Origin of the sequence: Ensifer sp. 22521, assembly GCF_052044795.1 — a bacterium.
Classification (GTDB): domain Bacteria; phylum Pseudomonadota; class Alphaproteobacteria; order Rhizobiales; family Rhizobiaceae; genus Ensifer.
In genome coordinates, this window is the sequence record NZ_JBQENM010000004.1 from 128,526 (window position 1) to 140,766 (window position 12,241).

At 57.0% G+C, this 12,241-nt stretch carries 13 protein-coding genes; 8 read left to right on the forward strand and 5 right to left on the reverse strand.

Features of this window, described 5'->3' with window-relative positions; genetic code table 11:
• Positions 1 to 58 precede the first annotated feature (58 nt).
• Positions 59 to 1,321 (forward strand): NAD(P)/FAD-dependent oxidoreductase, encoded by a 1,263-nt coding sequence (locus ACTJKE_RS06650; RefSeq protein ID WP_060521617.1) that lies wholly within the window; start codon positions 59 to 61, stop codon positions 1,319 to 1,321.
• A 310-nt stretch (positions 1,322 to 1,631) separates the two neighbouring features.
• Here ACTJKE_RS06650 and ACTJKE_RS06655 read toward each other — a convergent pair whose 3' ends face one another.
• Positions 1,632 to 2,333 (reverse strand): FadR/GntR family transcriptional regulator, encoded by a 702-nt coding sequence (locus ACTJKE_RS06655; protein ID WP_060521616.1) that lies wholly within the window; start codon positions 2,331 to 2,333, stop codon positions 1,632 to 1,634.
• Positions 2,334 to 2,477: 144 nt separating this feature from the next.
• Complete coding sequence (locus tag ACTJKE_RS06660; protein ID WP_060521615.1) at positions 2,478 to 3,269, reverse strand: SDR family NAD(P)-dependent oxidoreductase; 792 nt, start codon at positions 3,267 to 3,269, stop codon at positions 2,478 to 2,480.
• Positions 3,270 to 3,401: 132 nt separating this feature from the next.
• Between ACTJKE_RS06660 and ACTJKE_RS06665 the strand changes: the two genes are divergently transcribed.
• The 3 genes from ACTJKE_RS06665 (at position 3,402) to ACTJKE_RS06675 (ending at position 7,055) form a co-directional block, all read left to right on the forward strand.
• The gene (locus ACTJKE_RS06665) at positions 3,402 to 4,727 is read left to right on the forward strand and encodes a four-carbon acid sugar kinase family protein (RefSeq protein ID WP_060521614.1); all 1,326 of its coding nucleotides are present in this window, start codon (positions 3,402 to 3,404) and stop codon (positions 4,725 to 4,727) included.
• A 17-nt stretch (positions 4,728 to 4,744) separates the two neighbouring features.
• Positions 4,745 to 5,626, forward strand: a complete 882-nt coding sequence (locus ACTJKE_RS06670; protein ID WP_060521613.1) for a 3-keto-5-aminohexanoate cleavage protein — start codon at positions 4,745 to 4,747, stop codon at positions 5,624 to 5,626.
• 97 nt (positions 5,627 to 5,723) lie between these two features.
• Positions 5,724 to 7,055 (forward strand): MFS transporter, encoded by a 1,332-nt coding sequence (locus ACTJKE_RS06675; protein ID WP_060521612.1) that lies wholly within the window; start codon positions 5,724 to 5,726, stop codon positions 7,053 to 7,055.
• Positions 7,056 to 7,163: 108 nt separating this feature from the next.
• Here ACTJKE_RS06675 and ACTJKE_RS06680 read toward each other — a convergent pair whose 3' ends face one another.
• The 3 genes from ACTJKE_RS06680 to ACTJKE_RS06690 all read right to left on the reverse strand — a co-directional run bounded on the left by ACTJKE_RS06680 (position 7,164) and on the right by ACTJKE_RS06690 (position 8,982).
• Entirely contained in the window at positions 7,164 to 7,520 is a 357-nt protein-coding gene (locus ACTJKE_RS06680; protein ID WP_244496956.1) for a hypothetical protein, read from the reverse strand.
• Positions 7,521 to 7,657: 137 nt separating this feature from the next.
• Positions 7,658 to 8,302 (reverse strand): hypothetical protein, encoded by a 645-nt coding sequence (locus ACTJKE_RS06685; protein ID WP_060634997.1) that lies wholly within the window; start codon positions 8,300 to 8,302, stop codon positions 7,658 to 7,660.
• Between the two features lie 74 nt (positions 8,303 to 8,376).
• Positions 8,377 to 8,982, reverse strand: coding sequence for a hypothetical protein (locus tag ACTJKE_RS06690; protein WP_156400765.1), 606 nt, complete (start codon positions 8,980 to 8,982; stop codon positions 8,377 to 8,379).
• Positions 8,983 to 9,344: 362 nt separating this feature from the next.
• Between ACTJKE_RS06690 and ACTJKE_RS06695 the strand changes: the two genes are divergently transcribed.
• From ACTJKE_RS06695 to ACTJKE_RS06710, 4 genes are all read left to right on the forward strand, one after another.
• Positions 9,345 to 10,352 carry a substrate-binding domain-containing protein gene (locus ACTJKE_RS06695; protein WP_060521609.1) on the forward strand — a complete coding sequence of 336 codons (1,008 nt, stop codon included), beginning with the start codon at positions 9,345 to 9,347 and terminating at the stop codon, positions 10,350 to 10,352.
• Positions 10,353 to 10,611: 259 nt separating this feature from the next.
• Positions 10,612 to 10,749, forward strand: a complete 138-nt coding sequence (locus ACTJKE_RS06700) for a twin-arginine translocation signal domain-containing protein (protein WP_156400764.1) — start codon at positions 10,612 to 10,614, stop codon at positions 10,747 to 10,749.
• Between the two features lie 48 nt (positions 10,750 to 10,797).
• A complete protein-coding gene (locus ACTJKE_RS06705; protein WP_060521608.1) occupies positions 10,798 to 11,043 on the forward strand; it encodes a hypothetical protein in 246 nt (81 codons plus the stop codon).
• 143 nt (positions 11,044 to 11,186) lie between these two features.
• A complete protein-coding gene (locus tag ACTJKE_RS06710; protein WP_244496955.1) occupies positions 11,187 to 12,179 on the forward strand; it encodes a winged helix-turn-helix transcriptional regulator in 993 nt (330 codons plus the stop codon).
• Positions 12,180 to 12,241: the final 62 nt, after the last annotated feature.

The following is a 12,241-nucleotide window of genomic DNA, read 5'->3' on the forward strand; positions in this document are numbered from 1 at the left end:
GGACGATTAAGACGTGCTTCCAGTAGGCGCGTCTTTCAAACTAACAAACGGAGAGAAGATGGATCATCGGGTCGTAATTGTTGGGGGCGGATTTGCCGGACTACAGCTGGCTAAGGACCTCAAATGTCCGGAAACCAACGTTACGATCATAGACCGACGAAACCATCACCTCTTCCAGCCGCTGCTCTATCAGGTCGCCACAACGGTGCTTGCTACGTCGGAAATCGCTTGGCCAATCAGAGCTGTTTTTCGCGGCCGCAAGGATGTCCGAACCTTGCTCGGTGAAGTCGTCGGTGTCGACGTGGAAAATAAGCTTGTGAAGATGAAAGACGGGCACGCCGTCCCCTACGACACCCTGGTCCTCGCCACTGGAGCGCGCCATGCCTATTTCGGCCGTGATGATTGGGAACCTTTCGCTCCGGGCCTGAAGGCGCTTGAAGACGCGACTACGATCCGCCGACGCCTTCTCTTGGCGTTCGAAAAGGCCGAGCTCGAGACGGACCCCGATGCCCGCAAGGCGTTGCTCACGTTCGGCATCATCGGAGCGGGACCGACAGGTGTGGAGATGGCGGGCATTATCGCTCAGCTCGCGCACCGTACGCTCGTCGAGGAATTTAGGAGCATCGACACGACGGACGCGCGAATCCTCCTTATAGAGGCTGGGCCGCGCGTCCTTCCGGTGTTTCCGGAAACACTGTCGGAGTACGCGCGGAAGTCACTGACGGGGATGGGCGTCGAAGTGCGGACGGGCCGACCTGTCACTGCTTGCAATGAAGACGGAATTTCTATCGGAGAAGAATTCGTCGCCAGCCGGACCGTAATATGGGCCGCCGGAGTGCAGGCGTCCAAGGCTGCCGTTTGGATCGGAGCCGAACGAGACCGGGCAGGCAGGGCTGTTGTCCAGCCGGACTTGACCGTTGATGGGCATCCGGAGATTTTCGTCGTGGGCGACACGGCCTCCGTCAAAACGGCGGAAGGAAATCTGGTTCCGGGGATTGCTCCGGCGGCCAAGCAGCAAGGAAAATACGTTGCAGCGGTTATCAAAGCGCGCCGGCTGCAGTCGCAAACTCCGCCGCCCTTCAAATACAAGCACCTTGGTAACTTGGCGACCATCGGTCCGAGCTCGGCGGTTGTCGATTTTGGAAGGCTGAGGCTAAAAGGTTGGATCGCTTGGTGGATATGGGGTCTGGCACACATCTACTTCCTAATCGGAACTCGCAGCAGAATGGCCGTCGCCCTGAACTGGCTCTGGGTCTTTGTGTCGGGGCATCACTCCGCGCGCCTTATAACTCAGAAGGAAACTCTCAAGGGCGAGGTGTGAGGGGCCGGGCGGATGAGTAGCATCAGCGACGGCCCAGGGATGGGTTCTGGAGCCAGCCACGTTTCATGATGGCGGCGATCTTGCGTCGTACCGATACTCCCACCGGCGGAGCGATATAGTGCCTGCTTGGATTGAGTATCGAACCCGCGGTGTCGGCCTGTTCGCTGTCGGCACTTCCCTAAGTCGATCGCAGGCCAGAATGCAGTCGACCAGGATGCCGGAGACCTGGGTTAGGCCGAAGCCGGGACGCCACTCTTACATCGGCGTGAGAATCGAAGAGGGTGATGAGCCGTACGCCAATGTTTGTGTTCTACTCTTGGTCAAGAGACTGCTTGAAATGCTTCATGTTGGCGTCGACGCTCAAGCGGCTTGGTACCCCAACTTCTTGGTCGACGATGGACGCATACATCTGCTCATGCAGATCCACGGCGCGAATTCGTCCACTCACGTCCAGTGACTTCTTGACCCAAGGGGCCACCATATTGAGGACGAAGTCGGCGACCGTCACGATAAGCTTGTTCCCCGTCGCCTCATAAATCGCGCGGTGGAAATCCAGGTCGGCCTTCAACATGTCGTCCAAGGAAGCGTCTGGCTGTTCCGTCAGGGCCTTTAGTCTGTCGATACATTCGCGCATTTTGGTAAGGTCGGCATCTGTTCGACGTTGTGCCGCGAGTTCGGTACAGTTGCGGTCGAAAATATCCCGCAGTTCCATAAGCATCTCGGGAGTGGAATCCTGAAGATAAAGCTGGAAGAGATTCAGCGGCAACGCTGGAGCACCCTGTTCCCCACGAACGTAGCTTCCATGACCGTGCCGGATGTCGATCAGACCAGCGACGGCAAGCGTCTTCATCGCTTCGCGGATCGGAGTTCGGCTGATACCGAGCTGTTCGGCCAGGTCCTTTTCATTGGGGAGCTTGTCGCCGGCCTTGAGATTGCCCTGGGCGATCTCCTGGGTAATATAATCCAACGCGAATTCGACTCGCGTCTGATATTTCTTAGTTCCGTCCAGCACTTGGCGTTCCTTTCAGCATCCCAACTCCACTCCCCAGTAGAGTCGGGGTGGTCGTTATACGTTATACCACCCCGCCAAATACACCTAAGAGAAATGTTGGGCGCCGGCAACACCAACCAATTGTTGATGTGCCTGCGAGAGCGCCTATCGTTCGTCGGCGAGTTTGGTTGAGCTCTTGGGATCGAACGGGAACAGTAGGCCCGCCGCGAGGAACCCGCCGTCAACGTTCAATGTATGCCCGGTGATGTAGCGAGCCTCATCGCTGGCAAGGAATACGGCCGCGTCCGCGATTTCTTCGGGCTCTCCGTAGCGACGTTGTGGAACAAGCCGATGGTATGCCTCCCGGGTTTCAATCGTGTGCATAGTGCGGGACACTTCGGTCAGGATCGGCCCAGGTGCGATGGCGTTTACATTGATCCCGTAGTCAGCGAGTTCAACCGCCATCACTTTGTTGAGAAGCTCGACGCCCGCCTTCGAAGCGCCGTAGGCGGACCGACCCACCCCGCCTTTCTGACCGGAGAGCGAGGCGATGTTTACGATCGACCCGCTTCGACGCTCCGCCATAGTCCGGCCGACGGCCTGTGATACCAGGAAAGTGCCGGTCAGATTGATACGGACAACCCTTTCGAACTCCTCCCTGGAGCTTTCGAGGAACAGCGTGGTAGCTCCGACCCCGGCATTGTTGACGAGGATGTCGATCTTGCCGAACTTGCTAAGTGTCTGACTTACAAGTCCATTCACGTCTTCGTCGACTGAGATGTCGGCGCGCACCGCAAGTGCCGCCGATCCGATTTCGTGAGCGGTGGCTTCCGCAGCCTCCGCATCGCGGTCGCACACTACGACCTCTGCGCCTTCACGGGCAAAAGCTACAGCGATGGCCCTGCCAATGCCTCGCGCCGCACCCGTTACAATTGCCGTCTTCCCATTCAATCGCATTGATGACCTCCCGAAAAATAGCTTCGATCAAACCAAAGGTATGAGGTATGACCTTGACCTCGATATGATCCTTCCCTATGAGTAATGTCAAGTGCTGGAGGTCGTATCCCAGCGCGACCGGGAGGAGAAAACATGCACGCGAAGAGGCCGCTCGTTGGCTTTTATGGCGACGACTTTACGGGGTCGTCGGAGAACCTCGCTCAGTTTCATAGGAGCGGCCTCAGGGCGCGGCTTTACCTGAAGATGCCGCCCATCGATGCGCTGCGCGAAGCAGCGGCACACCTGGACGTGGTGGGCTTTGCCGGAACTGCAAGGGCGCTCAACAACACCCAGATTGCCGAGGAGGTGAGCCCGGCCTACGAAGCGCTTCGCGCTTTGGGCTGCACCTTCCTTCAATACAAGATCTGCTCAACGTTTGACTCGGCCGCGCAGGTCGGCAACTTTGGCTACGTCGCGGAAACCATCGCTCCCAGCGGTTCTGACCTCGTTGTACTCGCGGCTACGCCCGATTTCGGTCGATACACTGCGTTCGGCAACCACTATGCCAAGTTCGGGGCCGAGATCGTTCGCCTGGACAGGCACCCGAGCATGTCCAACCATCCTCGCACTCCGATGAAGGAGGCGGATCTGCGCCGGCATCTGGAGACCCTATGTTCTATACGGTTTGCGAACATCCTTCTGCCGGAAATCCGAGATCGAGATGTTCTGGTGGATCGTCTCAGGGAGCTCCTTGCCGAAGGCGCAGGCGTTATCTTCGATGGTGTCGAAAACCGCGATCTTGAAAATATCGCTAGTGCGTTGTGGGAGCGTCACCAAAGCCGCCCGGTTTTCGCGGTCGCCGCTCAGGGACTGGCCCAGCATCTAGGCAAGCACCTTGCGGACAAGAAGGAGCGTTCGGAACTCATCGAAGTTCGAACTGCAATTTCTCCATCGTCGAATCTCCTGGTGCTGTCAGGAAGCTGCGCCATCCAGACGGGTCGCCAGATCGACCTAGCAGCGCAGTCAGGTTGGGCGACCATCCACCTTGATCCGCTAGAGTTGGGCGACGAGCGAGCAGTCAATCAAAAGATCGACGTTCTGAAGCCAGAGATCATGACGAACTTGGCGGCCAATCGACCTACGATCGTCTACACTGCCCGCGGAAATGACATGGATCGGGCGCGCTTTGAAGACATCCCACCACAGCTCATTGGCTTCGTATATGCCAAGCTCATGATCGCAGCGCGGAAGCAAGCGGGCATCCAACGCGTGGTCTTCGCCGGCGGCGACAGTTCAAGCTATGCCGTTCGCAACAGCGACGCGGAATCTCTGACCATCAAAGTCTTCGACCGGGTGCAGCACGGGCATCTCTGCGAACTGATGGGGGGCGGGCTCGATGGGCTCGAGGTTCTCCTCAAGGGGGGGCAGGTTGGTGACGATGACTACTTCATCCGCGTTCTTCGCGGCACAGAGAAATAGAATTCCGGGGGAGTGAGATGAAGAAACTTATCCTTGAGGCTCGCATCAACGAATATGCGATGCGTGACCACAACAAGAACGTCCCCTGGACCTCCAATGAGATCGCCGAGACGGCTGCGCGCGTACGTGAAGAGGGTGCGTCGATCCTCCATTTTCACGCACGCATGGTAGACGGCCAGCCGCTCAACACGTTCGAAGCGTATGACGAGATTATCCGGAAGGTCAGGGCGAAGTCGGACATCCTCATTCTACCCACCCTCGGCTTCTTCTCGAACGATACCGACGCTCGCAGCCGCATCGACAACGTAGTTCGACTTGCGCAAGATCCAATCACGAAGCCTGACATCGCTCCCATCGATACTGGGAGCGCAAACCTGGAAGCCTACGATGGCGAGGAGCGTGGCATTTCGTTCGCAGAGCGCATCTATGTGAACACGACTGACTCCCTGATGCACTATGCTCGCGAACTGAAACGGGCGGGTGTGAAGCCCAAAATGGTCAGCTGGTCGGTCGGCTTTACCCGGCGGGCCCTTATGCTCATGGACATGGGGTTGATCGAAGAGCCCGGCTACATGTTGTTCCACATGACGGACGGCAGGGTTATCACAGGTCATCCAGGGACGGTTCAGGGACTGGAGGCGCACCTCATGTTCCTTCCCTCGGACCGGCCGATAGAATGGACGGTGAACGTTCTTGGAGGCAATCTCCTCGCCCTGGCAGATACCATTGCCCGTCGAGGCGGCCATTTGGCGATGGGCATCGGTGACTATCCCTACCCAGAGCTTGGTCATCCGACCAATGAAGTGCTTATCCGCGAGACGGTGCGCGTCATCCGCGCTGCAGGACGAGAACCTGCAACTCCGCAGGAAGTTCGGGAAATGCTCGCCTTGGATGCCTGAGCTATGAAGCGGCGCGACCGGGAGGAGGTTGCGCCGCTATTCCAATCGCCAATTTTAAAAAAAACCGGGCGTACCTTCGTCCGGCAGGGAGGTATTTATGTCAGTTAATACGGCGGCAGACGGTCGCGGCGTCGCGACGGCGGCGTTTGACGAGAGTGTAATGCGTCGCGTGATGTTCGCGAGTATCTTCGGAACGGCGCTCGAAGCCTATGATCTGTACCTGTTCGGAACCGCGGCCGCACTCATTTTCGCTCCGCTTTTCTTCCCATCGACCGATCCGAACGTGTCGCTGCTGCTGTCGCTGACCACGTTCGCAATTTCGTTTGTCGCTCGTCCCATCGGATCGATCGTCCTTGGTCACTACGGCGATAAGCTGGGGCGAAAGAAGCTGCTTTTCCTCACTCTCGTCGCGATGGGATTGAGCACAGCTGCCATCGGTTTTCTGCCGACCTATGCGAGCGCGGGTTTCATCGCGCCGCTCCTACTGTGTGTCTTCCGCTTCATTCAGGGTTTTGCCTATGCGGGAGAATACTCGGGCGCAGTGATCATGTTGCTGGAACATGCGCCGGCAAAGCGGCGCGGTTTTTATGCAGGTCTCAACAACATCGGCCCCGTGTTCGGCTTTGTCTTCTCGTCCGCCATGTTCCTTGGGACGAACTACCTCATGGATGAAGCCGACTTTATGTCCTGGGGCTGGCGGATTTCCTTCTTGGCCAGCCTTCTCCTCTTGGCGGTGGGAATCTATGTGCGTAGCCGCGTGCCGGAGTCCCCGATGTTCGAGGCGCGCAACGCAAAACGCACTGCCAACGAGACCAAGAAGCTGCCAATTTCGGCACTTTTCAGGAATCATCCGAAGATGCTGCTTCTAGCGAGTGGTGCGAACATCTGCCATTTCGCGACGTTCTATACCTTCACGGTGTTCAGCCTGAGTTACGCGACGAAGACGCTCGGCATGACCCGCGCGGAAATCCTGCTGATATCGATGCTCGCGGTCTCAACCCACCTGTTCGCAATTCCCTATGCGGCAGCCAGGTCGGACCGTCTGGGTCGACGGAAGTGCCTGATGCAGGGCTTCGTATTCATTTTCCTCAGCATCTATCCGTTCTGGCTGCTGTTCAACACGGGTATGTTCCTGCCGATGTTGGCGGGTTCGTGCTTGCTGATGGTAGCCTATTCGGCGGTATACGGGGTGATTCCGTCCTTCACGGGCGAACTGTTTCCAACGGATGTCCGTTTTTCCGGTTCGGCGATCGCGTACAACATGGGGGGCATCATTGGCGGCGGACTGGCTCCGTTGTTGGCTGCCGGCCTCGTCGATCATTATCAGTCCGCATATCCGACAGCTGCGTTTGTAGCCGGTCTTGCGCTCTTGTCGCTGTTGTGCACAGCGTTGCTACCGGAGACCGGCCAGCGTGACATAAGCAAGTAGTCCAACGACGCCGCACCGTTCTATCGGTGCGGTGGTTTTTTCAGCCATTGTGGGGACCGTCTATCGCTTATCGCTTCAGTCCGCGTGGAAGTGACATCGGCCCCAACGTCACGTCTGTTGCGAGATTTCACGAAGCACGCGTGGAAGCCATTCGTGACCGGAATCCGCATCATGGCGTGCGTGCCATGCTTGAACGACTCGGAACGGCGGGATCTCGACCACTAGGTCCGAGGAGTCGACCAAATACGGTGCCATCAGGAAGTGTCCGACGGTAACAGCGACTTTTCTCTTCAACCCGCGCTCCGCCAAGAAGCTATCCACGTAGCCATGCGGATTGCCGCTGGTCGATACCTGAAGATGCCGCAGCGATAGATAGCTGTCGAGATCGAGTGCGCCGGCGAGGGCAGGGTGATCGCCCCGCCCGGCACAGACAAAATCCTCCTCGTAGAAAAGCTCTTCGCGCATCCGAGACGGAGGCTCCTCCAAAAGAAAAGGGTTTGTGAGGAGATTTTTACGATCAGGAGCCGGTTCAGCCTCCTGATCGTAAGAAGTGTGAGTGCCACACGAAAACATCACTTGGATTGACTCGTCGCGACAACGACTCAGGTATGACCGACAGTGGCCGGTCGATTTTGGGCCCGATACATTTCCCTCAGCAGCAGACCTACAAAGCCGATAGCTACGATTAACATGACCGAGGCAAGTACCGGTTCGATGATGGGTTCATAGGTTGGGCCATTGTTCGATGCGCCTTCAGTCAACCGGTAGGTATGATCCCAAAATCCGGCTGGAACTTCTGGTCTGCTCCAAATCCCCTGGCAGGGAGTTGCAGGGTCCGGACGACATACCATCGCTCTGCGTTCGAGTATTTGCCAGAAGTGGTACGCTGAACCCAAGGGGAACAAGATCAAAAGCAGGAACGCTAAAACCTGAACGACAACGCCAGGTTTGCTAGCGGGCGCGATGTCCAGCAAGCGAAACGGGAAGGCGGAGGCCGCCGATCCAGATTCGCCTCGCGCGTGTATCCAGGCTAGGAAAGGTATCGCCCAGAAAAACAGGGCAATCGCTCGGAGGCCATGGAGAGCGTAGCCTACAGGCGTAATGTTCTCGGCGGCCTTGAATTCGATGGGAAGCGTGATGCCCAGAGAAAACTCTGCCTTTTGAGTTCCTCCGTACATGTTGAAGACGAACACGAATATGAGCAGCGCTGCTGTCATCCAGATGGTTCGCAACGTTGATTGAGACATAGCCTACTCCAGGCGTGCGTGAAGAACCGAACAAGGCTGGTGATGACAGTCACGTCCTATGTCTTAGGTCAGGCCTACTCACAGACAGCGGTTCCGAGTGTGCAAGGCACGTTCAGCTGCGTTTCGTTATTTCTGGCAAGCCATGGATGCTCGCCTCTTTTGCGACATTGAGGATATTTCTGCTGCCATCCGGGGCTTGCCTTAACCCACGTCACATCGAAAACGGCATTCACCCTGGTATCGGTTCCAGCTTTAAATGGCACCGACATGTACCAAGCAAGTCCATCCAGGTCGCTAACGCCCGGCGCAACGCGAAGCAAAGTCGTATTGAACGTAGTGTCGCCGTGAGTTTCTACGCCCTTGTCGCCCGACCCCATATTCGGGTTCGCGGGTGCGGCATAGCAAATCGTATACCCGACGGGTGTCTGGATCAGACCTTTCATGTCTTGCTGGCCGCCTGGCACAATCAGCTTCGCCGCCCCCGCGATGCCGGCACTGACTTTGCTGGGATCACAGCCGAAGTATGCGCACGCGGCGGCAACGAGGGCTCTGCCTTCGTCGGTGTCGAGTTCTTGCCCTGTTTTCTGGAACACGTTCAGCTTGTCGTGCTGAACCAGCACATCGTATCGATTAACGAGGATTTCCTGAGAGTTGGCGGTCGCCGCCGAGAGGATTTCCAACCCTAAGAGTCCAAATGCACAAAAGTACCTCATCGACCATCTCCTTGGTTCCAGATTTAGCATTGGCTAATTATACAACTTATAGTGTTGGATGCACTTGCCCGATTTTGTTATCCGGCCCGCGATGGGCTAACCAGTTTGTGTTCCCGATAGCGCTCAGAGGCGATCGCTTCTCGAGAGGCTTTCGCGCAGAGCCACGTTCGGCAAACTCCGTCGCAGCCTACCCGAGCAGCGGACGCATTTGACGGAATTGACCTAGTGAATTCTCAAATGTGATGATGAAATCAATCAGTTGTGGTGATGACGCGGAATAGTCTCGGCGAAATCGACGACCACCGCTAAATCGAATTACGGTTGAAGCTATGAAGACCACCAAACGCAGGCCGACCATTTATGATATCGCTGCGGCGAGTTCCGCATCAACGACCGCAGTAAGCCTGGTGTTGAATGGCCAGTGGAAAAAACACCGCATCAAGCCGGAGACTGCATCGCACATCCTCAGATGCGCTGGTGAACTCGGCTATTCGGCCAATCAGAAGGCGCGGGCCTTGCGCCTCTCGAGATCCGGCCTTTGCGGCATGGTTCTGCCGCACTACCGCAATCGGTTCTTTGCTGGCCTGGCCGAGGCCTTCGAGGCCGAAGCTCGCGAGCGAAACCTGTGTCCGATAGTCGTCAGCACACAGCGCGAGCCATCCATAGAGGCGCGGATAACGGAAACGCTGCTAGCGCAACAGGTCGAGTTTTTGTTTATCGCAGGTGTGCGCGATCCTTCGCCGTTGAACGACATGTGCGCAGCTGCGGGCATCCCCTGTATCAATGTTGACCTTCCGGGGCCGAAAGCGCCGTCAGTCGTGTCGGACAACCGCGGAGCTGCCCTGGCCATTACCGAACTGATGATCAGTAAACTCTTCGAGGCCGGACTCCCCGTTGATGACTGGTTTTTCTTCGGGGGTGTTCGCGATGATAACTCAACACGAGAACGCATCGAAGGTTTCAAAACCGCACTCGGGAAACACGGCGTGCAAATCGGCGAAGGCGCTTTCCGTTGCGAAGGGTACTCGCCGCGGATTGCGGAAGCGGCCCTTGCCGAACGGTACGCGGAACTCGGGCGTCTGCCGGCGGGTCTCTTCGTCAACGGCATCACCGGCCTTGAAGGCGCCGCAGCGTTCCTAGCGAACCTGCCAAGGGATAGCTGGAATTTGACTAAGATCGCGGCATTCGACTGGGATCCCTTCGCCGCACAGATGCCCTACGACGTTACGATGGTTCGCCAAGACGTGGACGCCATGATTGCCGCAAGCTTCGCGCTGATAGACGATTTCCCAGAAGTTGACGTGCCAAAAGTTTTGATTCCTGCAAAGCTTCGTTGAGCTACGCTTGTTGGCGGCGCCATGAGACTTTAAACGGCACGGCGACAGCCGCCCTGTCGAAATATTTTTTGCTAAACCAATTGCTAAATCCATTTAGCAATTGACCGTTCTCCTGTTTGGATTTAGATGTCATGGCCTGCCCGAGGAGGGGTAGGAAATTTACGAGTGTAAAAATCGTCTAGTTTTTTTCGCCGCTGTCGCTCAACAGTTGGCAACGAACACCTGCGTCCTTTGGGCGCTCGAGAGGAGGAATGCTGAAATGGACATGAATGACTTCATGCAGAAGGCGCTGGTCAGCCGTCGCCGGTTCATCATCGGTTCAGCGCTCGGAGTGGGGGTGCTCGCCGCTCCTGGTCTGGTGCGCCCCGCATTCTCGGCCACCCGGGGCGAAACCTGAGCTGCGTTACGCGAGATCGGCGACTATGTGACCAGGATCAACCAACATATGTCACAGATCGCGAATAGTGCGCGAGATCAGTCCATCGGCCTCGTCGAAGTGAACACGGCGATCACGCAAATGGATCGACTAACCCAACAGAACGCCGCCATGGTCGAAGAGACGAGCGCCGCCAGCGTTCACCTTGCAAGAGAAAGCGGTGATCTGCGGATGCGTCTTTCCCATTTTACGCTTCTCAGCCAGCCAGACACCCAGCCGGCCATACTGCCAAGACACTCCTTGAAGGTTGCATAAGGGAAACAAGGCGGCGGAGAGATCAGAACCGCCGCCGTGCCCAGCGGGAGCTCCAAGAGACGACTTTCATTGTTAGACTTCTTTGCTTACAATGTCACAGCCAATCGTTGGCGAACGTGCCCTTGTGAAGAGTTGAAATTCCTTTGGATAAGACAGACACGACCCCGCTGAATTTCGATCAACCTCCTAAGGACGAAGGTAAACCGGGCCGGCTGATGCAGCGCCAGTCGTCGGTGCGCCGGACCATGGAGATCGTTCTCGACACGTGGAACTTCTTGATTCTCCGCGAGGCCTATTTCGGGGTTCGCCGCTTCGACAAATTTCAACAAAGGCTCGGCATACCCCGACAAACGCTATCGTCACGGCTTTCGTCATTGGTGGCCAACGAGATTCTAAGCGTGGGAAAGCGGCCAGGAGAGCCCGGGCAACAGTATTTCCTGACCGTCCGAGGGAAAGACCTGTTTCCTACCATGCTGTCTATGATGGAATTCGGCGACAAATGGTTGGCAGGCGATAAGCAGCCGCCACTCCAATTGATCCACAAAAACTGCGGTTGTGAGTGTCATCCGGTGACTGCCTGCAGTGAATGCCTGGAGCCCTTTACCGCACGGGAGGTTGCCCCCCGCGACGGACCAGGCGCCGGCTATGCACCGGTCGAGAACCGGCCAACGTCGCGTCGAAGTTCGGACGCGACGTTGCTGGAAAGGGTTAGGCCATGTTCGGTAGCGCGAACCCTCGGGATCATCGGCGATCGGTGGAGCTTTTTGGTTCTCAGAGAAGGTTGGAACGGAGTTCGGCGCTTCGAGGAGATGCGCGAAAACTTGGGCATTGCGACCAATATTCTAGCCGATCGTCTGGCGAGACTGGTGCAGGCGGAGGTGTTTCGAAAAGTTCCGTACAATTCGGGTGACCGGTTTGAATATCGCTTCACGGAGATGGGCCTTGATCTCTACAAGCCGATGCTGGTGATGATGGCCTGGGGCGATCGATGGCTGGCGGACGGCAAGCCGCCGATGCGGCTGCGGCACAAGGCGTGCGGGCAGGATTTCTCGGCGGTCGTCGTTTGCTCGGAATGCAAGAAGCCAATTGCGGCTAAGGACACCGACTACGTTCTTCGGTATCCGTTTGATCTATAGGCTATTCGGACGCTTCGTGCCGGAACGTGTGCCGTGCGGATCCGATCCCACACGAAAATCCG